This window comes from Acidovorax sp. LjRoot38, from assembly GCF_964252975.1.
Classification (GTDB): domain Bacteria; phylum Pseudomonadota; class Gammaproteobacteria; order Burkholderiales; family Burkholderiaceae_C; genus Acidovorax; species Acidovorax facilis.
The window spans coordinates 38,029-58,934 of the sequence record NZ_CAXUPT020000007.1 but is presented as its reverse complement, the minus strand read 5'-3'; the positions used below and the strand labels follow the sequence as shown (position 1 = coordinate 58,934).

General features: G+C 67.0%; 25 protein-coding genes. 18 read left to right on the top strand and 7 right to left on the bottom strand.

The window, feature by feature from the left end; all coding sequences use genetic code 11:
• Positions 1 to 31: 31 nt before the first annotated feature.
• The 4 genes from apaG (at position 32) to ACSQ22_RS14315 (ending at position 4,997) form a co-directional block, all read left to right on the top strand.
• Positions 32 to 439, top strand: a complete 408-nt coding sequence (gene apaG, locus ACSQ22_RS14330) for a Co2+/Mg2+ efflux protein ApaG (RefSeq protein ID WP_431151047.1) — start codon at positions 32 to 34, stop codon at positions 437 to 439.
• Positions 436 to 2,463 carry a site-specific recombinase gene (locus ACSQ22_RS14325; RefSeq protein WP_436130712.1) on the top strand — a complete coding sequence of 676 codons (2,028 nt, stop codon included), beginning with the start codon at positions 436 to 438 and terminating at the stop codon, positions 2,461 to 2,463. The genes apaG and ACSQ22_RS14325 overlap by 4 nt, the downstream gene beginning before the upstream one ends.
• Before the next feature lie 160 nt (positions 2,464 to 2,623).
• Complete coding sequence (locus tag ACSQ22_RS14320; protein ID WP_121421423.1) at positions 2,624 to 3,883, top strand: cation:proton antiporter; 1,260 nt, start codon at positions 2,624 to 2,626, stop codon at positions 3,881 to 3,883.
• Entirely contained in the window at positions 3,873 to 4,997 is a 1,125-nt protein-coding gene (locus ACSQ22_RS14315) for a YbdK family carboxylate-amine ligase (protein WP_055395579.1), read from the top strand. The genes ACSQ22_RS14320 and ACSQ22_RS14315 overlap by 11 nt, the downstream gene beginning before the upstream one ends.
• Before the next feature lie 21 nt (positions 4,998 to 5,018).
• Here ACSQ22_RS14315 and ACSQ22_RS14310 read toward each other — a convergent pair whose 3' ends face one another.
• Positions 5,019 to 5,417 carry a tautomerase family protein gene (locus tag ACSQ22_RS14310; RefSeq protein ID WP_121508331.1) on the bottom strand — a complete coding sequence of 133 codons (399 nt, stop codon included), beginning with the start codon at positions 5,415 to 5,417 and terminating at the stop codon, positions 5,019 to 5,021.
• Positions 5,399 to 5,623 (bottom strand): hypothetical protein, encoded by a 225-nt coding sequence (locus ACSQ22_RS14305; protein WP_291472479.1) that lies wholly within the window; start codon positions 5,621 to 5,623, stop codon positions 5,399 to 5,401. Before ACSQ22_RS14305 ends, ACSQ22_RS14310 begins: the two co-directional genes overlap by 19 nt.
• Positions 5,624 to 5,786: 163 nt before the next feature.
• On the opposite strand from ACSQ22_RS14305, the gene ACSQ22_RS14300 reads away from it, so the two are divergent.
• The 5 genes from ACSQ22_RS14300 to ACSQ22_RS14280 all read left to right on the top strand — a co-directional run bounded on the left by ACSQ22_RS14300 (position 5,787) and on the right by ACSQ22_RS14280 (position 9,229).
• Positions 5,787 to 6,695, top strand: coding sequence for a LysR family transcriptional regulator (locus ACSQ22_RS14300; RefSeq protein ID WP_436130711.1), 909 nt, complete (start codon positions 5,787 to 5,789; stop codon positions 6,693 to 6,695).
• 45 nt (positions 6,696 to 6,740) lie between these two features.
• Positions 6,741 to 7,724, top strand: coding sequence for a thiamine-phosphate kinase (gene thiL / locus ACSQ22_RS14295; protein ID WP_436130710.1), 984 nt, complete (start codon positions 6,741 to 6,743; stop codon positions 7,722 to 7,724).
• A 123-nt stretch (positions 7,725 to 7,847) separates the two neighbouring features.
• Positions 7,848 to 8,051 carry a YgaP family membrane protein gene (locus ACSQ22_RS14290; RefSeq protein ID WP_010466405.1) on the top strand — a complete coding sequence of 68 codons (204 nt, stop codon included), beginning with the start codon at positions 7,848 to 7,850 and terminating at the stop codon, positions 8,049 to 8,051.
• Between the two features lie 176 nt (positions 8,052 to 8,227).
• A complete protein-coding gene (locus ACSQ22_RS14285) occupies positions 8,228 to 8,776 on the top strand; it encodes an RNA polymerase sigma factor (RefSeq protein ID WP_436130709.1) in 549 nt (182 codons plus the stop codon).
• Between the two features lie 99 nt (positions 8,777 to 8,875).
• Positions 8,876 to 9,229 carry a hypothetical protein gene (locus ACSQ22_RS14280; protein ID WP_436130708.1) on the top strand — a complete coding sequence of 118 codons (354 nt, stop codon included), beginning with the start codon at positions 8,876 to 8,878 and terminating at the stop codon, positions 9,227 to 9,229.
• Between the two features lie 36 nt (positions 9,230 to 9,265).
• On the opposite strand, the gene ACSQ22_RS14275 is transcribed toward ACSQ22_RS14280, so the two are convergent.
• The gene (locus ACSQ22_RS14275) at positions 9,266 to 9,415 is read right to left on the bottom strand and encodes a hypothetical protein (protein WP_436130707.1); all 150 of its coding nucleotides are present in this window, start codon (positions 9,413 to 9,415) and stop codon (positions 9,266 to 9,268) included.
• On the opposite strand from ACSQ22_RS14275, the gene ACSQ22_RS14270 reads away from it, so the two are divergent.
• A complete protein-coding gene (locus tag ACSQ22_RS14270; protein ID WP_436130706.1) occupies positions 9,410 to 9,553 on the top strand; it encodes a hypothetical protein in 144 nt (47 codons plus the stop codon). The two genes, ACSQ22_RS14275 and ACSQ22_RS14270, sit on opposite strands and share 6 nt — an antisense overlap.
• A 133-nt stretch (positions 9,554 to 9,686) precedes the next feature.
• Here ACSQ22_RS14270 and ACSQ22_RS14265 read toward each other — a convergent pair whose 3' ends face one another.
• The 3 genes from ACSQ22_RS14265 to ACSQ22_RS14255 all read right to left on the bottom strand — a co-directional run bounded on the left by ACSQ22_RS14265 (position 9,687) and on the right by ACSQ22_RS14255 (position 13,410).
• Entirely contained in the window at positions 9,687 to 11,027 is a 1,341-nt protein-coding gene (locus tag ACSQ22_RS14265; protein WP_436130705.1) for a ferredoxin reductase family protein, read from the bottom strand.
• 128 nt (positions 11,028 to 11,155) lie between these two features.
• Positions 11,156 to 12,337, bottom strand: coding sequence for an Acg family FMN-binding oxidoreductase (locus ACSQ22_RS14260; protein ID WP_436130704.1), 1,182 nt, complete (start codon positions 12,335 to 12,337; stop codon positions 11,156 to 11,158).
• Between the two features lie 32 nt (positions 12,338 to 12,369).
• Complete coding sequence (locus ACSQ22_RS14255; RefSeq protein ID WP_436130703.1) at positions 12,370 to 13,410, bottom strand: NAD-dependent epimerase/dehydratase family protein; 1,041 nt, start codon at positions 13,408 to 13,410, stop codon at positions 12,370 to 12,372.
• Between the two features lie 142 nt (positions 13,411 to 13,552).
• Here ACSQ22_RS14255 and ACSQ22_RS14250 point away from each other — a divergent pair, with 142 nt between their 5' ends.
• Complete coding sequence (locus tag ACSQ22_RS14250) at positions 13,553 to 14,437, top strand: LysR family transcriptional regulator (protein ID WP_436130702.1); 885 nt, start codon at positions 13,553 to 13,555, stop codon at positions 14,435 to 14,437.
• A gap of 21 nt (positions 14,438 to 14,458) precedes the next feature.
• Here ACSQ22_RS14250 and ACSQ22_RS14245 read toward each other — a convergent pair whose 3' ends face one another.
• Positions 14,459 to 15,403, bottom strand: a complete 945-nt coding sequence (locus tag ACSQ22_RS14245) for a LysR family transcriptional regulator (RefSeq protein ID WP_436130701.1) — start codon at positions 15,401 to 15,403, stop codon at positions 14,459 to 14,461.
• 119 nt (positions 15,404 to 15,522) lie between these two features.
• Between ACSQ22_RS14245 and ACSQ22_RS14240 the strand changes: the two genes are divergently transcribed.
• The 7 genes from ACSQ22_RS14240 to ACSQ22_RS14210 all read left to right on the top strand — a co-directional run bounded on the left by ACSQ22_RS14240 (position 15,523) and on the right by ACSQ22_RS14210 (position 20,849).
• On the top strand, positions 15,523 to 15,939 hold the full coding sequence (locus tag ACSQ22_RS14240; protein WP_436130700.1) for a 4-oxalocrotonate tautomerase: 417 nt from the start codon (positions 15,523 to 15,525) through the stop codon (positions 15,937 to 15,939).
• Positions 15,940 to 16,022: 83 nt separating this feature from the next.
• The gene (gloA, locus tag ACSQ22_RS14235) at positions 16,023 to 16,463 is read left to right on the top strand and encodes a lactoylglutathione lyase (protein ID WP_436130699.1); all 441 of its coding nucleotides are present in this window, start codon (positions 16,023 to 16,025) and stop codon (positions 16,461 to 16,463) included.
• Between the two features lie 104 nt (positions 16,464 to 16,567).
• The gene (locus tag ACSQ22_RS14230) at positions 16,568 to 18,229 is read left to right on the top strand and encodes a DUF4139 domain-containing protein (protein WP_436130698.1); all 1,662 of its coding nucleotides are present in this window, start codon (positions 16,568 to 16,570) and stop codon (positions 18,227 to 18,229) included.
• 89 nt (positions 18,230 to 18,318) lie between these two features.
• Positions 18,319 to 18,795: a universal stress protein gene (locus ACSQ22_RS14225; protein ID WP_121421435.1), complete on the top strand. Its 477-nt coding sequence runs from the start codon at positions 18,319 to 18,321 to the stop codon at positions 18,793 to 18,795.
• Between the two features lie 18 nt (positions 18,796 to 18,813).
• Positions 18,814 to 19,341: a phosphatidylglycerophosphatase A family protein gene (locus ACSQ22_RS14220; protein ID WP_218301440.1), complete on the top strand. Its 528-nt coding sequence runs from the start codon at positions 18,814 to 18,816 to the stop codon at positions 19,339 to 19,341.
• Positions 19,338 to 19,865, top strand: a complete 528-nt coding sequence (locus ACSQ22_RS14215; protein WP_436130697.1) for a CinA family protein — start codon at positions 19,338 to 19,340, stop codon at positions 19,863 to 19,865. The genes ACSQ22_RS14220 and ACSQ22_RS14215 overlap by 4 nt, the downstream gene beginning before the upstream one ends.
• A gap of 81 nt (positions 19,866 to 19,946) precedes the next feature.
• The gene (locus ACSQ22_RS14210) at positions 19,947 to 20,849 is read left to right on the top strand and encodes an alpha/beta fold hydrolase (protein ID WP_436130696.1); all 903 of its coding nucleotides are present in this window, start codon (positions 19,947 to 19,949) and stop codon (positions 20,847 to 20,849) included.
• The last annotated feature ends 57 nt before the right edge of the window (positions 20,850 to 20,906 follow it).

Below are 20,906 nucleotides of genomic sequence, written 5' to 3'. Positions count from 1 at the left end.
TTTACGAATCTCCACGGTTACCATTCGCCCCATGCCAAAGTACCAGTTTGACGTGGAAGTGCTGCCCGAATACCTGCCCGAGCAGTCTGCGCCGGACACGGGGGTGTTCAGCTTCGCTTACACCATCACCATCACCAATTCCGGGGAAACGCCTGCGCAGCTGATTTCGCGCCACTGGATCATCAGTGACTCCCGGGGCCACACCGAAGAGGTCAAGGGCCTGGGCGTGGTGGGCCACCAGCCGCTGCTCAAGCCGGGCGAATCGTTCCAGTACACCAGCGGTTGCCGGCTTCGCACCTCTAGCGGGACCATGCACGGCACCTTTCACTGCGTGGCCGAAGATGGCGAGCCCTTCAACAGCCCGGTGCCGTTGTTCGTGCTGGAGGCGATCTGCCACGGCCCTTCGGGCGAACCTTTGAGCGGCCGGGTGCTGCATTGAAGCGCTATTGCCCCCACACCCCCCATTCCGACCTGGCCAGCATTCTGGCGGCTCTCGACCCGGCCGCTGACCTGGCCCATCGCCATCTGTGGCTCATCCACCTGCTGGACTGGGTGCGCGGCAAGCGCGATTCAGTGCCTGCCGCTGTGGGCCGGGTGCAGCTTTTCATCGATGCGGTCGCGGCGCGGCCCGATCTCCAGCTGCGGCTGCAAGCCTGGTGGGCCACCTTGGTGGGCCAGGTCGATATCACCACCTTGCTGGCCGATTTTGGCTTTGCGCCCCGCACTGCGCTGGTCAGCGAGATGGCGGAGCGCCTGCGCACCAAGCTGCTGCCGGGCAGCCCAGAGACCATCGACGCGTCCGAGCTTTTCATGCTGGCGCTGCCCAGCGCTTTTGACGCCCAGTGGCTCGCGGTGCTCGACGAAGCCCAGCTGAACCGGCTGGTGGAGTTGCTGGCTTCCCCGGGTGGCAACAACAGCCCCGGTGGCGCCACGCGCTGGCACCGCGCCCTGCTCGACGCCATCACCTACTGCGCGGGGCAGATTCTCTCGACCGGCTTTGCCCCCGAACTCCGGCTGCGCATGAGCGAATCCGCGCGCGAGGCGCAGCCTTTTCATGCACTGATCCGCGATGTGGAGAGCCTGCGCGTGGAGGTGCTGCATGCGCTGCGCACGCCTGACCGGCTCAACGAGTCGGCCCAGCGCCTGCGCGAGCGCCTGGAGGCCTGCCGCGCGGCGGCGGCCACCGTGTACACGCATTTCGAAGACAACGGCATTTCAGTGGGCCTGGTCTTTCGCCTGCGACAGCTGCGCGAGCGCATCCTGCGCGTGCGCGAATTGCTCGACTGCCTGCTGTCGGCCCAACCAGCCGTCACGGCGGCGCAGCTCATGGCGCACCTGGTGATGGTGGGACAGGAGCGGCGCAGCCTGCGCGCGTTGCTGGCGTCCAACTCCTCGCTGCTGGCGGCCAAGGTGGCAGAGCGCAGCGCCGAGACGGGCGAGCACTACATCACCCGCACGGGCACCGAATACCGCGCCATGCTGCGCAAGGCGGCGGGCGGCGGTGCCCTGATGGCGTTCACCACGCTGACCAAGTTCGGCCTCCATGCGCTGGCACTGTCGGCGTTCTGGGGCGGATTCATGGCGGGGGTCAACTACGCCGTGAGCTTTGTGCTGATCCAGCTGTTGCATTTCACGGTGGCCACCAAACAACCGGCCATGACGGCGCCGGCCATGGCAGCCAAGCTCAAGGAGCTGGGCTCGGGCGGCGCGATCGAGGCGTTTGTGGATGAGATCACGCACCTGGTGCGCTCCCAGGTGGCTGCCGTGCTGGGCAATGTGCTGGTGGTCTTCCCCGCCGTGCTGGCGCTGGCCACGCTGATTGCCCTGGCCACGGGCGGGCCCGCCATCAGCGTGAAGGAGGCAGAGCATGTGCTCGCATCCTTGCACCTGCTCGGGCCTTCGCTGTTTTTTGCGGCCTTTACCGGGGTGCTGCTGTTTGCATCCAGCATCATTGCGGGCTGGACGGAGAACTGGTTTGTGCTCCACCGCATGGACTCAGCCCTGCACTACAACCCGCGCATCACCGGGCTGCTGGGCGCCGAGCGCGCCGAGCGCTGGGCCCGCTTCCTGCGCGAAAACCTCTCGGGCCTTGCGGCCAATGTCTCGCTGGGTTTCATGCTCGGCCTGGTGCCCGCGTTTGCCGCTTTTTTTGGGCTGGGGCTCGATGTGCGCCACGTCACGCTGTCCACCGGCCAGGTGGCTGCCGCCAGCGCCGCACTGGGCCTGCAGGTGCTGCATTTGCCCGCGTTATGGTGGGCCGTGGCCTCGCTGCCCTTTCTGGGTGCGCTGAATGTGTCGGTCAGTTTTTATCTGGCCTTCAGCCTCGCGCTGCGCGCGCAAAACGTGAGCGGTGTAGACCGCTCGCGCATCTACGCCGCCATTCGCGCCCGCCTGCGCAGCGCGCCCCTGAGTTTTTTTGTGCCAGCGCGGCAAGCCTGCGTTGGTGTATCGTCGCAGGCCTGACGGCGGCAACCGCCGCATCTGTCCTACATGGCCGGAATGTTTCCGCCTGTAAATTCGGGGCACCAACGCCCAAGCGCACCCCCTCCCATCTGCGGAGGGCCTGTGCGCGGGCCCTTTCACACCAACGGGCACCGCCCGTCTGACGCAGAGGTTCCATGACATGAACGAAATCCTGACCTTCTGGGCGCAGTGGCTGCGCCCCTCGGCCGGGTTGCCCACGGTGCAATGGTCGCTGCTGCTGGCCGTGGCCGCCATGGCGGGCTATCTCACGCAGCGCCACACCGGACTGCCCAAGGTGCTCGGCTATTCGCTGGTAGGCACCGCCGCCGGGCTGGCAGGCTTCAGCGGTGCCGTGTGGCCGCTGCAGGGCATTGGCCTGTTCCTGCTGGAGCTGGGCATTGCCCTGGTGCTCTTTGAATGTGGTGGCCGCATTCCGCTGCGCTGGTTCCGCCACAACCCGATGGTGCTGGTGCAGAGCATTGCCGAATCGGTGCTGACCTATTTCGCCGTGTACTGGGTGCTGGTGTGGCTGAACCTGCCCACCCAGGTGGCCGGCCCGCTGGCCCTGGTGGCGCTCGCGGCTTCACCCGCCGTGCTCACGCGCGTTGTGGCCGACACCCGCGCCGCCGGGCCCGTGACGGAACGCGCCATCGTGCTCACCACGCTCTCTACGCTGTACGCGCTGACACTGGGCAGCGCCAAGGCCGAGCTGATCAACCGCCAAAGCGTCACCATGGTGGAGACCGTGTACCCCGTGATGGTGGTGCTGGGCGTCTCCATCATCGTGGCCGCCGTGCTGGCCCTGGTGCTGCGCATGGCGTTGCGCTTCATGAGCCCCACGAGCGAAAACACCTCCATGCTGTTTCTGGCATTGGTCGCGGCGGGCACCGCCGTGGCAGCGCACATGGGGGGCTCGGCGCCGCTGGCCGCGCTGCTGGGCGGCATGCTGCTCAAGCAACTCAACCCGCGCCCCTGGGCCTGGCCCCGCCAGCTGGGCAATGCGTCGTCACTGCTCACCATGCTGATGTTTGTGCTGGTCTCTACGGTGGCGGCGCAGGCCGACTGGAGCGCCCCGGTGGCCGGCGTGGTGCTGGCCCTGATTGCCGTGCGCCTGGTGGCCAAGGCCACCGGCGTGGCACTGGGCAACGTGGGCAGCGGTGCGAGCTGGAAGCAGGCGCTGTGGGTGGGCTGCGCGATGACACCGATGTCGTCCATCGCACTCTTGATCGCCTCGCAGTTCGTGCTGGCCTCGCCTTCCACCGGCCATGTGATTGCCGGTGTGGCGCTGCCGGCCATCTTGCTGATGGAGGTGCTGGGCGCCGTGATCGCCACCGTGGCCATTTACCGTGCGGGCGAAAGCTCCAAACCCTGGGCGCCATTGACCCGCAGCAACAACGGAGAAAACAGCCGTGAGTCTTGAAGCCTTCAACCATTCCGAACCGCTGACGCTGGGTGTTGAGCTGGAGCTGCAGCTCGTCAACACCAACGACTACGACCTGGCCCCCTATGCCGAGGACATGCTGCGCCTCATGAAGAAAACCCCGCTGCCCGGCAGCGTGGTGCCCGAGATGACGAACAGCATGATCGAGATCTCCACCGGCATCTGCCACTCGGCCAGCGAAGTGCTGGGCCAGCTCACGCCCATCCGCGATGCGCTGGTCAAAAGCGCTGACAAGCTCAACATCGCCGTGGTGGGCGGCGGCACGCACCCCTTCCAGCAGTGGCACGAGCGGCGCATCTACGACAAGCCGCGTTTTCGTGAGCTGTCCGAGCTGTATGGCTACCTGTCCAAGCAGTTCACCATCTTCGGCCAGCACGTGCACATCGGCTGCCCCGACGCGAACGCCGCGCTGCTCATGCTGCACCGCATGTCGCGCTACATCCCGCACTTCATCGCACTGTCGGCATCGAGCCCCTATGTGCAGGGCCAGGATACGGCCTTCGACTCGGCACGCCTGAATTCGGTGTTTGCGTTTCCGCTGTCAGGCCGCGCCCCCATGGCGCTGACCTGGGATGACTTCACGGTTTACTTCGACAAGATGACGCGCACCGGCGTGGTCAAGAGCATGAAGGACTTCTACTGGGACATTCGCCCCAAGCCCGAGTTCGGCACCATCGAGATCCGCGTGTTCGACACGCCACTGACCATTGAGCGCGCTGCTGCACTCGCGGGCTACGTGCAGTCGCTGGGCGCATGGTTTCTGGCCGACCAGCCCTTCATGCCCGCCGAAGACGACTACCTTGTGTACACCTACAACCGCTTCCAGGCCTGCCGTTTTGGCATGGATGCGGTGTATGTAGACCCGGCTACGGGCGACCACATGCCGCTGCGCGAGCACATCCTCAAGACCATGGACAAGATCGCCGGACACGCCGCCGTGCAAGGCGCATCAAGCGCCATGCACATGCTGCGCACTGAGGCGGAGGCGGGCCAGAACGACGCGCGCTGGCTGCGCGAGCGCCAACGCGAAGAGCAATTGCTGGCCGAGGTCAGCCGCCAGGCAGCGCAGCGCTTTCGCGGCGCACCAGCCTGAGCGCGCCTCGCACCCGCACCTTCACGCCGCCAGCGCCAGCTTGCGCGCCTGCTGCGTGCGCCCGCCATAGCCCCAGTCGCTGGCGGGCAGCTCCCGCACCACCACGTAGCTGGCCGTGGCCAGCGCGCCGTCACCGGCCAGCTGGCGCTGCAGTTCAGCAAATGCGGCCTGGATGAAGGCGGCCTTCTCTTCCCGTGTGTTCGTACCCTCTGTGATGCTGATCTCCAGCAGTGCCGTGGGCTGCTCGATGGGCGCACCGCCGATGTGCCAACGCGCGGCGGGCAGGTCGTCGATGACCACCGCCGTCACCTCGCGGCGCTTGCCCAGCAGGTCCACGGTCAGGTCGGTCAGCGCGCTGGCCAGCTGCCGGTAGCGCTCGGGGTTTTGTAGCGGGGCGAGTTTCAGGACAAGGGTTGGCATGGTGTTTTCAGCTCCGGGGTGGAAAGATTCATGGGCGCAGCTTCAGTGCGCGCGAGGTGGAAAGCCCGGCGGACCATGCGCAGGAACCCACGCGCCACCCAGGTGTGGGCTTCGCGAATCGCGTCCTGCCGCAGCTGCAGCGCGTGGCGCTTGGCCTCGTCGCGCAGTCGCTGGTAGTCATCGGGGTGCAGGTGCTGTGGGTACATGCTCATTTCCTTTCAGGGTGAAGCCACTGTAGGCAGCACCGGGCACGGCGGAAACCGCCTGCGCTGCAAGGCCGTTTTGCACAGATTGCAAGGGGCCTGTGCGCGCATCGAGCGCGACGATTCGTGCAGAGGCTCCCCAGCCCCCCGCCGTTACCATTGCCCGATGCGCGATATCCGCTTTGAAGACATGCACCTGTTCGTGCGCGTGACCGATCTGGGCTCGCTCTCGGCGGTAGCGCGCGAGCGCGATGCGCCGGTGAGCCAGGTCTCGCGCACGCTGGCGCGCATCGAGAAAGCCTGCGGCGCACGGCTGCTGCACCGCACGACCCACGGCCTCACTCCCACACCCGAGGGGCTGACCTTTCTGGACTACTGCCGCCGCATCACCGGCACGCTCGACGAGCTGGAGGGCGAGTTCGCCCAGCAAAGTGGCCAGCCCAGCGGCTGGGTGCGAGTGGCGTCCAGCTCGGTGGTGGCCGAACACCTGCTGATCCCCAGCTTCGACAGCCTGCAGCACAAGCACCCGCAACTGCGTGTGGAACTGGTAGTGGACGACCGCATGGCCGACATGGCGCGCGATGGCATCGACATCGCCATCCGCACCGGCCCGCCGCTGACCGACACCGTGGTGGCGCGCCCGCTGGGCACGCTGGCACGCGCGCTGTACGCCAGACCCGGCTACCTGCAGACACACGGCGTGCCCCAGCGCCCCGAGGATCTGCGCCAGCACCGGCTCATCACTAACAGCGCGGTGGCGTTTCTGAACCACTGGCCTTTCCAGATCAATGGCGAACCGCAGGTGCTGGTGGCCGAGGGCCACTGGCGCTCGGGCAGCACGGCCATCACCGCGCGTTTGGCGCTCCAAGGCCTGGGCATTGCGCGCCTGGCCACCGTGGTGGCTGAGCCCCTGGTGCGCCAGGGCCTGCTGGCGCCGGTGCTGGCCGACTGCGTGGACCTGCAGCCCAGCCCCATCCATGCCATCACCCTCACCCGCAGGCACCGTCTGCCCAAGATCCAGGCCTGCATCGACCATTGGGCGCAGTGGTTTTCCACCGCAGAGCCAAGCGACTGAGCGGGTTCGCGCCGTTTTCTTCCTCCGATTCTTTAGGACCGCACCGTGGGTGAATTCGACCTGATTGCACGTTACTTCACGCGCCCCGCGCGCCCGGGCGGTGCCGTGGCCCTGGGAGTGGGCGACGACTGCGCGCTGCTCGCACCCACACCCGGCATGCAGCTGGCCATCTCCAGCGACATGCTGGTAGAGGGCCGCCACTTCTTTGCGGACGTGGACCCGGAAGCCCTGGGCCACAAGGCGCTGGCCGTGAACCTGTCGGACCTGGCGGCGTGCGGCGCGCGCCCGCTGGCGTTTACCCTGGCCTTGTCACTACCCCGGGTGGATGAGGCCTGGCTGGAAGGCTTCTCGCGCGGGATGTGGACGCTGGCCGATGCCCAGGGCTGCGAGCTGGTGGGGGGCGACACCACGCAGGGCCCGCTCAATATTTGCATCACCGTGTTTGGCGAGGTGCCCCCCGGCCAGGCCCTGCTGCGCAGCGGTGCGCGGCCCGGCGACGACATCTACGTGAGCGGCACCTTGGGCGACGCCCGCCTGGCGCTGGAGGCTCTGCTGGACCACACCCCCCTGCCCGCCGACGTGCTGGCCCGCGCGCGCCAGCGGCTGGAGCGCCCCACCCCGCGTGTGGCCCTGGGCCTGGCCCTGCGCGGCGTGGCCAGCAGCGCCATGGATGTGAGCGACGGGCTGCTGGGCGACCTGTCGCACATCCTCAAGGCCTCAGGCGTAGGGGCCCGGATCGACACGCACATCACTTCAAAACTGATAGCTGCCAGCGCTTATCCATCAAGCGCTAGCAGCCTATTTGATGCTGAATTGATTCGCCAATGCACGCTGGCAGGCGGCGATGACTACGAGTTGGCCTTCACCGCCCCGCCCGCGCAGCGTGACGCGGTGGCCGCCGCGTCGCAGGCAAGCAGCACGCCCGTCACCCGCATCGGCACGGTGCTGGCCACACCCGGCCTGCAATTGGTGGATGCACAGGGCCAACTGGTAGACAAGCGCTACGCCTCGTTTGACCATTTCCGGTAACGGGCAGCCGTGACTGGCAAAAATTTTTCGCAACCCATGAATCCTTTTGCGAAACCCGTGGCTCTTGGTGGTGGAGGCGCCCTGTGTTGGCACCTCCTTCAACCGACCAAGGAGCCAATTCCCATGCTGTACCGCAAGAACATCACCCGCCCCGAAAGCCTGCTGCGCGTTGTCGGGGGCGTCGCCCTCATCGCTGCGGGCCTGTGGTGGCTGGCTGCATCGCCCCTGGGACTTGCGCTGGCCGCCTCGGGCGTTGGCAGCATCCTGAGCGGCGCATTTGGCTACTGCCCCGCCTGCGCCATGGTGGGCCGCAAGCCTGTCGAATGACATGAAACAACACCCCCTGAGTCGCTTCGCGCCCTCACCCCCTGCTCTTCTCACGCTGCGCCTGGGCGGTGGACGCAGCCAGCGCGGCGGGGCGGCCCTTGCGCGGCTGCCCACGCAGGGGTCGCGCCGGTTTCACAGGCTGCGGGTGGCGCAATGCGCTGTGGAGAACTAAAACCATGAGCAACCCCACGACCGCACCCACACTCGCCCAGCTGCTTCCCGCCGCGCGCAGCGGCGACGCCGTGGCGATGGAGCAGCTGCTGCGCCTCACCCGCCCCGACATCCGCCGCTATGCGCTGCGCCACTGCGCCGCAACCACGGCCACCGACGACGTGGTGCAGGAGGCGCTCATCATCGTGTACCGCCGAGTGGGCGCGCTGCGCGAGGTGGCGGCGTTTGGTGGCTGGGTGGTGCGCATCGTGCAGCGCCTGTGCATGCGGCCGATGCTGGCGTGGCTCAAGGCCGAGCCGCTGGCGCAGGTGGAGGACAACCTCGCCTGGTCGCACCGCCCCGACCACGAGCTGCGCCACGACCTGGCCCTGGCCATCGACTCACTGCCGCCCCTGTACCGCGAGGCCCTCCTGCTGCGCGACTTCGAGGAGCTGACCATCGAGGAGATGGCGCAGCGGCTTGGGGTGACGCGCGAGGCCGCCAAAAGCCGACTGCACCGGGCAAGGGCCCTGGTGCGCGAGTACCTGGTGCCATCGGCGCCTGCGGCTCGCTGAGCCCCGCTGTGCACGCAATCGGACGGGTTGCGCAATAGTTCACGCAGCACGCTGCAGGCTTGTGCGTGGCCCGTGCAACAAGGTGCAACATCGCGCTCCATGGCTTATACCTACCTGTTCTTTCAGCCTGCACGGTTGCCGCTGTCCACCGACGAGCTCTCACCCGACACGGTGCTGGTGCTGCGCGACATCCATCACATCAAAACATCGCTCGCGCAGATGGTGCCGGGCCTGGAGTGGGCCCTGCCCACCTGGGGCCACGCCACGGTGCTGGGCCACGGGGTGGAATTCCATCTGCCCGACAACGTGTCCGATGGTCCACTCGCCATGCATTGCTCGCTGCGCACCGACTACACCGCGTGGGTGCAGGCGCTGTGCGACGCGCTGGGCTGGCTGGCCTTCGATGAACGGCCCATGTGCCTGCAGCCCCACGGCCCATCGTTTCCCGCCTGAGAGTCCGCCCTGCGGGGCAGGTGCCGAAGACCCCGGCTACTTCGCAATGATGGTCAGCAACGCTTCACGCGTGGACTGCGCGCCCGCATCGGCAAAGGCCATGCGGTTCTGGGCCGAAAGCTTGCCCCACGGGGCGATGCAAACCAGTTGGAGGCCTACCGCAGCACGCATGTGGGCGATGTGCATGACACCTCGCCCTACCCGGCCGACAACCCACCGGACATCGAGCCCTGTGTGAAGAGAGACAAGTCCCAGTTCATCGTCACCGCAGACTGGATACGGCGCATGGGCAGGCTGATTGCGTTCGTAGCGCCGGAGGCATGAGCACCTCACGGCCGACATTACGGACACCATTTGCTACATATTCAATAGCTGCCTGCGTTTACCTGTAAAGCGCTGAGTGGCAATTAGAACCATTTTCCCTGCCCACCCATAGCGCTGGGGTGAAAACCCCGCCTCAACGCATCTGGAACAGCTCCTGGTGAAAGCGCGCAGGCGAGCGCCCCAGCTGCTGCATGCCCAGGCGCACCGCCTCGGCAAAACCCTGCGGCCCACAGAACCACACACTCGCCGCCGGGCTGGTGCCCGCCAGCAGCGCTGTGGGTGTCACGGGCCCAGCGTCGTCGCTGTAGTGGATCTCCAGCGTCACGCTGGGCAAGCGCGCGCACAGCGCGGCCATGCGCTCGGCAAACACCGCCTCGCCTGCATGGCGCACGCAGTAGTGCAGGTGCACCCGGGGCGCCAGCGCGGGCGTGGACTGCATCGACTCGAGCCAGGCCATGAACGGCGTGGCGCCAATGCCTGCGGCCACCCACACCTGCTCGGTGGCGCTGTCGCTGCGAAAGTCAAAGCAGCCATACGGCCCCTCGATGCTCACCGTCTGGCCCGGCTGCACCTGCAGGGGCAGCTGCCCCGTGTGGTCGCCCAGCGCCTTGATGGCAAACCGCAGCACGCCGTTGCCCTGGTCAGCATTGAGCAGGGTGAAGGGGTGTGCCCCTTCGGCACGGCCAAAGGTGACAAACGCAAACTGACCGGCCGCATGCTTCCAGCGACTGGCGGGGCTGACCTGGCAGGTCACTTCCAGCACCCCAGCCCCTTGGGGCGACACGCTCACAACACGGGCCGCATGGCGGCGGCTGCGCCCGATGGCCCCGGCCAGCGAGCGCACGGCGCACAGCACCCCCACCAGCGTGCACAGGCCGACCAGCACACCCGCAGGCTGCTGCCACCAGGCAGGCGGCGTGAGCACCACGGCATGGAAGGCCAGCACCAGGTACACCACGGCCAGCAGCTTGTGCAGGTAGCGCCACACGTGGTACGGAAACCGCTGCCACAGCGTGATGACCAACATGGCCGCGAGGAACCACACGGCCCATTCCCCCATCTCCTCGGCCAGGTGGCGGAAGGTGTTGAGCCACCAATCCGCGCGCGGCGTGCGCACCGGGCGGCCTACCCAGTCAGCCAGCAGGCTGCGCGACAGCTGCAGCCCGTAGTGCAGCAACGCCAGCACAATCGCGCCGATACCCGCCCACTTGTGCAGGCGGTAGCTCTTGTCCAGGCCACCGAGCGGCTTTTCCAGCCACGCGGGCCGCACGGCCAGCACCATGATCAGCGACATCAGCGCCCAGGCTGCCACCCCGGTGAGCAGGATCAGCTGGTTACGCCACCACCAGACATCGCCCCACGCGGGCGGTGCAGGCTGGGGCACGATCAAAGCCAACATCCACACGCCCATGGCCACCGCCAGAGTGCCCCCCAAAACCTTCTTCCACATCACCAGCCCCACTAATTGTTGCAATGCAGCAACTGTAGAAACCCGCGATGAACGCCACCTGAACAGTGTGTGAAGCAGCGGCAAAGCGCGCCAGCTTGTGGCCGGAGGTTGATCTGCATCAGCCCTTTGCGCAGGTCCTGCCCTCCTCCGAATCAAGCCTGCACAAAACGCGCGAGCGGCCTGCGCGGCGTGGCAGGCACCTCGCCCTGCGGGTAACCCATGCGGCAGAACATCTGCACGGTGGGCTCCTGGGGTGTACGCGGCGCGGGCCGCCCCAGCACCAGCTGGTGCACGCGCTCGAAGTGCGGGGCCATCTCGGCAAACTCCTGCACCGCCTGGCTCATGGGGTGCATGCCCACACCCAGCGCCGTGGCCTGCAACTGCTGGCGCACATACAGGCGCCCGGTGTGGATCTGGTCGCTGCGGGTGTTGGGGCCGGTGATCCACACAAAACCCATGGCCGTGCGGCTGTGGCCTTCAAAGCGGCCCATGGCATTTTTGTACGCCGCGCTGCCTTCGGCGGGTGGTGCGGAGCGGTCGAACAGGCCCAGCGCCGACACCGCGCGCACAAAGGGCGAGTTGATCGAGATGCCATCGCGGTGCTGCAGGATCTCGGCCGGGCCCACGCGGGTGAGCTGGATGCTTTCCATCATGGTGCGCGGCGTGAGCAGCTCTACCCGGGCGGACTCCCAGCACAGCGTGCGCAGCGCGGGCAACTGGTCTGCACTGACGGTACCGCCAACGCTGAGCGGGGCTTGAGCCGGCGCGCTGCCCAGCAACCGGGCCAGCAACTCGGGCGCCACGGGGCGGGTGGTGTCGAAATCGGTCTTGGGCGTGTGGCGCAGCAGCACCTGGGCAAACAGCGGGTCGGGCTGGCCACCGGGTTTCAAGGTGATGCGCGCCACGGGGCGGTCGTCCCAGTCCTTAAGGGCCGCAGGCAGCTCGCCCTGCGGCCACAGCAGCACCTCGCTGGCCACGCCTTGCTGGGCCAGCGCCATCACCAGCAGCTCCAGGAAGGCGCCGTGGCCGATGAGTATCTGGCGCCCCCCCGGGTCGGTCTGTGGCAGCACCCGCGCGGGGTCGGTGCGCAGGGTGATGACACCGCTCTCGCGCAAGTCCACCAGCCAAGGCTGCAGGTTGTGCGAATTGGGCGCGGTGATGGCGTAGGCCACCGCCCGGCGGCGCACATCGGTCTCGCCCACGGGGCCCTGCCAGGCCTCGACCGCCTCGGCGGGATAGTGCGAGCCCACGGCGCCGCAGGCGACCAGCGTGCCGGTGGTGGCGGCGGCGATGGTGCCACCCCCTGCCAAACGAATGAAGTTGCGACGGTTCATGAGAAGACTCCGGTGGTTCAAAGGTGGTGCCGTCAGGCCAGCGCAGCGCGGGTCGAACGCAAGGCTACGAGCCCCAAATCTGCCAGCGCCTGGCGCACGGCCTGATCGAAGGGGGTGTGGGGCTCGTCGCCGATGAGCGCGCGCAGGCGGGTGTTGTCCAGACGGTGGGGCGTGCGCCACAGATAGCGCATGTCCGCCAGCGCAGCGAACGTGGGGGCCACCAGCCCCATCACGCGCAGCAGCGGCCACGGCAACTGCCCCACCCGCAGCGCGCCCGCATCGGGCAACCAGCCCTGCTCTGCCGCAATGGCCGTGAAGCTGTGCAGCCACTGCTGCGCCGTGACGTGGTGCCCAGCGAAATGCAGGCACTCGAAGGGGGCCAGCCGGTCCCGCTCTTGCGCCACGCGCACGAAGGTGCGGGCGAGGTCGGGCAGATAGGCCCAGGGCGTGGCTACGTCCAGCGGGCCGGGCCAGGTGATGCGGCCCCGGGGCAGGTCTTTGGCAATGGCCTGGTCCAGCCAGCTGCCGGTGCCACTGCCAAAGAAGTCCCCGGCGCGCAGCACCACGGCGCGCATGTCGCCCCCTTGCGTGGCAGCCTGCAGGCGCAGCTCCAGTTGCACCCGCATGCGGCCCTTGAAGCCCGTGGCGGCCTGGGGTGTGTCTTCGTGCAGCACGGGCGGCATGCCTTCGCCAAAGTTGTAGACGTTGCCCGGCAGCATCAGCGTGGCACGCAGCTGGCGGGTGACGGCAATGGCAGCTTCCATCAACGCGGGCGCCTCTTCGCGCCAGGCCTTGTGCGTGTAGGCGGGGTTGAGCGCATGCACCACCACCTGCGCGCCTTGCGCCTGGGCCGCCAGCGCGGCGGTGTCCTCCACCGCCACGGGCATCCACCATACACCGGCGATAGCGGGCAGCGCAGGCCCCCGCGCACCGGGCCGCACCTGGGCCAGCACTTGCCAGCCGGCCTGGGCAAAGGCCCGGGCCGCCGCCAGTCCCAGCCGGCCCCGGGCGCCCAGGATCAACACGGTGGCAGGGTTGTCCGTGCAGGGCGGAAAACGGGGGTGGGTGGTCATGTCAGGGCTCCATTCAAAAGGGATGTATCGATTGTGGAAACGCAGAGCCCGTTACACAATTGGCTAAGCATCCATAACAGCAATGCAAATTTGAATACCTCCAACCACCCTGCTGTCACCCCGTTGCAGGCACGCTATCGCCATGAATCAAACCTTTGACTGGAGCCTGGTGCAGTCCTTTCTGGCCGCGCTGGACCAGGGCAGCCTGCTGGGCGCAGCCCGGGTGCTCAACGCCAGCCAGCCCACCATTGGTCGCCACATTGCCGAGCTGGAATCGCAGCTGGGCGTGGTGCTGTTTGAGCGCACAGGGCGCGGCTTGTTACCCACCGCGACGGCGTTGCGGCTGGCCGAATCGGCCCGCGCCATGGAGATGGGCGCCCACCAGCTGGCACGCAGCGTGTCGGGCGCTGAGGAAGGCGTGAGCGGCACCGTGCGCATCACCGCCAGCCAGCCCGTGGCCTGCGTGCTGCTGCCACCCGTGCTGGCGCGCATGCGCCAGGCACTGCCCGAAGTGCAGGTCGAGCTGGTGGCCAGCAACCAGGTCACCAACCTGCTGCGCCGCGAGGCCGACATTGCGCTGCGCATGGTGCGCCCCGACCAGGCCAGCCTGGTGGCCAAACGCATCGGCGCGGTCACGCTGGGCGCCTATGCCCACCGCGACTACCTGCGCCGCAAAGGCACACCCCGGCAGCCGCCCGACCTGCTGCAGCACGAGCTGGTGGGCAACGACCGGCACGAGGACATCCTGCAAGGCTTTGCCGCCATGGGCTACCCGGTGGAGCGCCAGCACTTCGCGTTTCGCACCGACGACCTCATGGCGTATTGGGAAGCCGTGCGCGCAGGATTGGGCATCGGCTTTGTGGGCAACTACATGGCCCGCACCGACCCGAACGTGGTGGCGGTGCTGCCCCAGCTTCCGTTGCCCGAGCTGCCTATCTGGCTCACGGTGCACCGCGAGATCCGCACCAGCCGCAGGATTCGGGCGGTGTATGACTTTTTGGCGGCGGAAGTGCCTGGGGTGTTGTAGCCCCGTGCCTGCGCTGCACGCCTACCCCCTGTCGGGGCGCAACAGCATGCCGGGTTCACCCGATGGTTTTGCAAATGACGAAAAACAGGTCTGCAAATAGTCCATGGTGGCCAGCACTTTGGGCGCACGGTGCCGGGTGCTCAGAATCACCGCAAAAATGGAATGGCTCCCGCGTTCCACGACCTGTGGCAAGACCGGCAAGAGCTTGCCCTGGTCCACCAGCGCCTGGCCAATCACGTCGTTCATGCGTGCAATGCCCGCGCCACCCAGGGCGAGGGAGATCACCGCTGCGCTGCTGTTGACCTGCACTTTGCCCTTCACCATCAGCATGGTGGGCTCGCCGTTCACCCGAAAATCCCATTGGTTGTGCGACGGGGTGGAGGCGTTGGATATGAGCCGATGCGCAGCCAAATCCTGCACGGATATCGGAGCTCCGTACGTTCGCACATACCCAGGTGATGCATAGAGTGCACGGCCATGGCTGCCCAGCGACCGCGCCACGGATGCCTGCGCCGGGTCGACGCCAGCGCGAATCGCAATATCAATCGACTCATCGGCCATGTCCACCACACGGTCTTCCACCTGAAGTTCGACCGTCAGCCCCGGATACTGGGCCCCTAGAAGGTGCAGCTTGGGAATCAAGACATATTCAGCGAGCAGCTGGCTGACACTGATGCGCACTGTGCCGCCAATGTGCAGCGAACGCCCACCAAATCCGTCTCGCAACTGGGCATATTCGCCCAAAATCCGCCGCGCGTGCTCCAGGAACATTTCGCCCTCTTCCGTGAGCGACAGGCTGTGGGTGGTGCGGTGGGCCAGACGCAAGCCGCAGGCCGCCTCGATGCGGGCCATGCCGCGCGAGACGTGGCTTGCAGCCACGTTGCGCTCGCGTGCCACGGTTGAAAACGAGTGTGCCGAGGCAATTTGCACAAACAAGGCGAAGTCATCCAGCGTGAGGTTGTCCATGGTTGTGCATTTTCTGCACAAGCGCTGTGTCCGGCCAGCTGTTTCCGAAGTCTTTGCGATTCGCGACAGTCCGGGTGTGCGGATGGTCCGCACCAAGCCATCAACTTTCTGAAGCTGCTATGCCCCTCACACTCATCATCACCGAAGGCATCCTGCCCAAAAACCGCCAGCAAAGCACCATGGCACGCCTGTCGGAGGCCTTTCTCAAGCTGCACGGCTTGGCTGGCAACAAGTTCTTCACACCCAACGTCATTGGGCATATTTCAGAGCTCCCTGAGGGCAGCACCTACGCGGGAACAAGCCCGACCAACGTCGCCATCGTGGAATGGCTCACGCCGTCATTTGCATTTGCCACGCGGGAAGTGCAAACCGCCTATGTCGCCGAGGCCACCGAGATCCTCTTTGAAGCCTGCGGCGGCAAGCAGCCCCGCGAAAACATCTGGGTCAACCTGAAATACGCGGTGGACTGCATGTGGGGCATTGGCGGCAAGGCCTACACCAACCAGGAGCTGGGCGAAGCAGCATCCCACGGGTAAATCCAGCACGCCTCAACACGGTGTGTGCGACTGTATCGCCCCACATTGCCACACCGTGTGTTCAAACCACCCCAAGGCCCACCATGACGACTTTTGACGATGAAGGACTGAGCCCCCGGCCCACCCGATTGCTGCATACCATGTTGCGGGTGGCAGATCTGGAGCGGTCCATCGAGTTCTACACCAACAAACTGGGGATGCGCCTGCACCGCCAGGAGCGCTTCCCCCAAGGCCGCTTCACCTTGGCTTTTGTCGGCTATGGCCACGAGTCCACCGACGCCAGCATTGAACTGACCTACAACTGGGACCAGTCTGCCTATCAACGTGGGACGGCCTACGGACACATCGCGTTGGCCGTTCACAGTGTGGCCAAAAGCTGCGACAGCCTGCAAGCCGCCGGGGTTTCGGTAGTTCGCGAGGCGGGACCCATGCAGTCCCTCTCTCCGGACCGGACTTCAGCAGAAAACATTGCCTTCATTGAAGACCCTGACGGCTATCAGATAGAGCTGATTGAGCGGCGGTAGCGCGATCCCCCCACGAATCACCGGAGGCACACCACGCGGGGGCACTGCATCCGCAGCTCGGGCTGCTAGCATCCTTCGCTGTCCATCCACGCCCAAGGAGTCCCGTGATTCATAGCCCCAATATCCCGCGCCTGCACCGTACCTTGGGCCTTTTGAGCACAGCACTGCTCTCCATCGCGGCCTCGTCGGCCCACGCCCAGGACACCTCCCGTATCGCCCGCGTCACCGTCTACCCCGGCAGCGCCACGGTGGAGCGTGTGGCCAAGGTGCCTGCGGGCGCGCGCAGCCTCACGCTGGCCTGCCTGCCCGCGTCGCTGGATGCACAAAGCCTGCAGATCAACGCCGACCCTGCCGTGCGTGTGGGCGAGTTCAACGTGCTCACCGAGGACCGCGATGTGGCGGCAGGCTGCGCGAGCCCGCTGGACGGCCGCATCCGCGAGCTGGAAGACCAGATCGCGGGAGTGAAGGCCGAAGCCTCCGCCCTGCAACTGGTGGATGGTTACCTGCGCAGCGTGGCACAGACCGGCAATGGCCAAGAGGCGGCAGCGCCTGCTACAAGCGCCCCCCGTGTCGCCACCCCGACGCCCGCACAGATCACCGCTACCGCCGATGTGCTGCGCAAGTCTGGCCAAGACAGCTTTGCACGCGCGCACCAACTGCAACGCAAGCAGGAGGCGCTGGAGCTGGCCCTCAAGCCCCTGGTGGCCGAGCGCGACCGTGTGGCCAGCCAGCGTGCGCGGGTGGTGTCCGTCACCATCAACCTGGCCGCCGAGCGCGAGGCCGAGCTGCGCCTGTCTTACCAGGTACGCGGCCCTGGCTGGCAACCCACCTACCGTGCCACGCTGGATGCCACCAAATCCACCGTGCTGATCGAGCGCCAGGCGCTGGTGGCGCAAAACAGTGGCGAAGACTGGAGCAACGTTCAACTGACCCTGTCCACCGGCCAACCAGGCCGCGCCACGCAGGGTCGCTTGCCGCGCGAATGGACGCTGGATGTGGCCCCGCCGCCGCGCCCCGTGGCCGCAGCCGCCCCCGTGATGGCAATGGCGGCAGCGCCTTCGCCCGTGGCACGCTCGCGCAACGCGGTCGAGGAGGCCATGCCCACCTTCGACGTCAGCACCCTCGACAAGGGCTTTGCCACCGAATTCGCCGTGCCGCAGCGCATCACCGTGCCATCGAGCGGCCAGCGCGTGACGCTGGCGCTGGGCAACCACACGGCCCCCGCCACGCTGATCACCCGCACAGCCCCCGCCGTGGAAGAAGCCGCCTACCTGGTGGCCCACATGGCCCAGCCGCCGGGCGTGTGGCCCGCAGGGCCTGCAGGCCTGTACCGCGACGGCGCGTTTGTGGGCAACGGGCGCATCGACTTCGGCACGCCCAGCGCGGGCGCCCCGGCGGGCAGCACCAGCCTGTCGTTTGGCCGCGATGAACTCGTCACCGTGCGCGCCGAGCCTGTGCAGGACCTGACGGGCAGCACCGGCTTTACCGGCTCGCGCACCGAGCGCAAGACCCGCCGCGCCTACAGCGTGGAGAACCGCCACAAGACCGGCATCACGCTGCAGGTGCTGCATGCCGCGCCGGTATCGCGCAACGAGAAGATCGAGGTTGAATCGCGCTACCAGCCCCAGCCCACCGACACGGCCTGGAACCGCACGCCCGGCACCGTGGCCTGGCAGCAGCCGCTGGCCGCAGGCGCCACGGCGCAGTTCAGCGCCGAGCACACCATCCGCTACCCCAAGGATGTGGAGCTGCAAGAACGCCAGTGAACCGGCAACTGCAGCCCGCACCCACCCACAACAGTCGTTCACAATCGACAGCAGCGCCCCACGAAAAAGCCCGAGGAGCCAGCCCCACCATGAGTTACCAACACATCCTCGTTGCCGTTGACGGCAGCCCCACCTCGGACCACGCCGTGGCCCAGGCCACCAGCCTCGCGCAATCCACGGGCGGCCGCATCCGGCTGCTGAATGTGATGGACCCGGTGGCCCACATCAGCGGCTTTGAGCAGCCCGAGGTCTACAGCCAGGAGGTACTACCCCGCCTGCGCAAGGCCGGCGAAGCCCTGCTGCACCAGGCCCAGGAGCGCGTGGCGCAACGCGGTGTACCGGTAGACACTGTGCTGATTGAAAACCTGGACGCCCGCGTGGCGCAGCTGGTGGTGGAGCATGCCCAGGCCTGGGGGGCCGACCTGATCGTGCTGGGCACGCACGGGCGCCGTGGCCTGGCCCGCGTGCTGATGGGCAGCGATGCCGAGCAGATTGCACGCACCGCGCCCGTGCCCGTGTTGCTGGTGCGCCTGCCCGCAGGGGCAGACGTGGCCGCCAGCGCCTGACAGCCCCTCCCTCGTGCCATGACCGTTTCCGAGCCCCCGCAGCCCCTGCCCTCCCGCCGCCCTACCGTGGCGTTCATGTTTTCCCACCCGGCCCACTTCATCGCACTGGGTTTTGGCGCCGGGCTGTCGCGCGTGGCGCCGGGCACCGTGGGCACGCTGTGGGCCTGGCTCAGCTACCTTGCACTGCAGCAATGGCTGTCACCCCAACACATGGGCCTGCTGATTGCCGCCAGCACCGTAGTGGGCTGGTGGGCCTGCACCACCACCGCGCGCAACATGGCCGTGGCCGACCCCGGCAGCATCGTGTGGGACGAGGTGGTGGCCTTCTGGCTGGTGCTGTGGCTGGCCATGCCCATGGGCTGGTGGGGGCAGCTGGTGGCTTTTGGGCTGTTCCGATTCTTTGACGCGGCCAAACCCGGGCCGGTGGGTTGGGCCGACAGCCTGTTCAAGGGCTTTGGCTGGCGCGGCGGCTGGGGTATCTTGTGGGACGACTTTGTGGCAGCCTTCTGTACCCTGCTGGTCATTGCAGTGTGGAGGTTTGTATGACAACCGCATCGCTATCAAATAAAGAGCTACTAGCGCTTGATACATCAGCGCTAGAGGCCAATTTGACCCAAATTTCTCTGGAATTGCTCAAACACAGCCACCTGCTGGCCACGGCCGAAAGCTGCTCGGGCGGCATGATCGCGGCGGCCTGCACCGACCTGGCGGGCTCCAGCCAGTGGTTCGAGCGCGGCTTTGTCACCTACTCCAACGCCGCCAAGGTCGAGATGCTGGGCGTGCCCGCCGCACTCATTGAGCAGGAAGGCGCCGTGAGTGAGGCCGTGGCCCGTGCGATGGCCGATGGGGCGCTGGCCCATTCCCAGGCGCATGTGAGCCTGGCCGTAACCGGCGTGGCCGGCCCTACAGGCGGCAGCGAGGCCAAGCCCGTGGGCACTGTGTGGTTTGCCTGGTGCGTGAATGGCGAAACCCACAGCGAGATGCAGCACTTTGCGGGCGACCGCGCCGCCATCCGTGCGGCCACGGTGCGCTACGCACTGCAGCGGTTGCTGGGGTTTCTGCTGGGCTGACCCCCCGGGTAGGCGCCTGAAGGGGCGCACACGCCAACTCAGCCTGTCGCCCTAATGCATTCAACCATCGCCGCATCCCGCATGACCTCACCTACCTGGTTTGAAGGCTTCACCACCCAGCGCATCTCCACCGCTGGCGCCGAGATTTTTGTCCGCATCGGCGGTACCGTGGGTGCACCGCCCCTGCTCCTGCTGCACGGCTTTCCGCAAACGCATGCGCTGTGGCACCGCGTGGCGCAGCAGCTGGCGCGCGACTACTTTCTGGTGATGCCCGATTTACGCGGCTATGGCGACTCGTCCCACGCACCCGGCCAACCCGACCACCGCAACTACAGCAAACGCGCCATGGCGCAGGACATGGCCGAGGTGATGACCGCGCTGGGTCACGGCGCGTTCTTTCTGTGCGGCCACGACCGGGGCGGCCGTGTGGCCCACCGCCTCGCGCTGGACTACGCCGCGCGCGTGAAGAAGCTGTGCGTGATCGACATCGCCCCTACGCTCGACATGTACGCGCGTACCGACATGGAGTTTGCGCGCGCCTACTACCACTGGTTCCACCTCATCCAGCCCGCCCCGCTGCCGGAGGCCATGATTGGCGGCAACCCGCTCGCCTACCTGCACGCCAAGCTGGGCGGCTGGGGCAGCGCGGGCCTGGCCCACATCGAGCCCCAGGCCCTGGCCGACTATGAGCGCTGCTTTTGCACGCCCGAAGCCATCCACACCGCGTGCGAAGACTACCGCGCCAGCGCAGGCATCGACCTGGAGCATGACCGCGAAAGCCGCGCGCGCGGCGAGAAGATCGCGTGCGACACGCTGGTGATCTGGGGCGAACACGGCGTGGTGCACCGCCTGTTCGACCCACTGGCTCTATGGCAGGCGCAATGCGCGGGCGTGGTGACGGGCCAGGCCGTGCCTGCAGGGCACTTCATCCCCGAGCAATTGCCCGAGGCCACGGCCCGCGCGCTGAGCGCCTTCATGCGCTGACGACCCGCTCCGCATCGGCACGGAAGGGCAATCGCAAGGGCCCGCCGTGCATTTATT